At 43.2% G+C, this 837-nt stretch carries 2 protein-coding genes; both read left to right on the top strand.

What is annotated here, in order from left to right; genetic code table 11:
• A partial coding sequence (locus GCE9029_RS26615; RefSeq protein WP_197475428.1) for a hypothetical protein occupies positions 1 to 521 on the top strand: 521 nt, incomplete at its 5' end.
• Positions 508 to 648, top strand: coding sequence for a hypothetical protein (locus tag GCE9029_RS26410; protein WP_157487854.1), 141 nt, complete (start codon positions 508 to 510; stop codon positions 646 to 648). The genes GCE9029_RS26615 and GCE9029_RS26410, both read left to right, overlap by 14 nt.
• Positions 649 to 837: the final 189 nt, after the last annotated feature.

Raw genomic sequence — 837 nt, 5'->3', positions numbered from 1 at the left:
GGGGGAAAGAAAGGAAGAGGAGAAGAGGAAGAGAGGGAGAGGAAAAGAAAAGAAGAAAAAATGAAAGGGATAAAGAAGATAGAAGAGGGAGGAGGAGAGTAGAGAAGAACTGGGAGGAGAGGAGGGGCAGAAAGGAAAATATGGGGAGAGAAGAAAAGAAGGGAAGAGGAAAGGAAAAGGGGGAGGAAGGAGGAAGAAAGGAGAGGAAGGAAGAAGAAAGGAGAAGGGGGAGGAAGGAGAGGGAAGGGGAGATGGAGGGGTGGGAGGAGAAGAAGGACAAAGAGGAGAAAGAAGAAAGAGGGGAAAAAGGGGGAAAGGAAGAGGCGAGTATAAAAGAAATGTGGAGAGAAGAAAAAGGAGAGAAAAAAGAGGAGGAAAGGAGGGAAGGGAGGGGAAGAAGGGGGGGGGGAGGGGAAAGAAGGGAAAAGGGAGAAGGAAAGGGGGAAAAGAGAGAGGGGAAGAAGAAGGGGAAAAGAAAGAGAGAAGGGAAAACGAGAGAAGGGGAAGGTGGAAAGGATTGAGGCAGAAGGGGTAGAAAGGGAGGGAAGAAGAAAGAAAAAAGAGAGAAAAATAAATACAGAAAAAAGAAAAACAGAAAGAAGAAAAAGAAAAAAAAAAGTAAAGGAAAAAAAAAGAAAGGAAAAATGAAAAAAGAAAAAAAGGGAAAAATAGGAAAGGAGAAAAAAAAAAAAAAAGGAAAAAAAAAGAAAAAGATAAAAAGAAGAAGAAGAGAGGGAAGAAAGAGATCGAGAGGAAAGTAACCTTCCAGGGTATCGGTGGCGATAAAGCCAACGAGCAAGCTGAATCTATTCTGACCCGTGCTGCAAAACGCGCAGG

This window comes from Grimontia celer (assembly GCF_900055185.1).
In the GTDB taxonomy this organism is placed as follows: domain Bacteria; phylum Pseudomonadota; class Gammaproteobacteria; order Enterobacterales; family Vibrionaceae; genus Enterovibrio; species Enterovibrio celer.
Note: the sequence above shows the minus strand (reverse complement) of the source record. Positions and strands in the feature narration are given on the sequence as shown.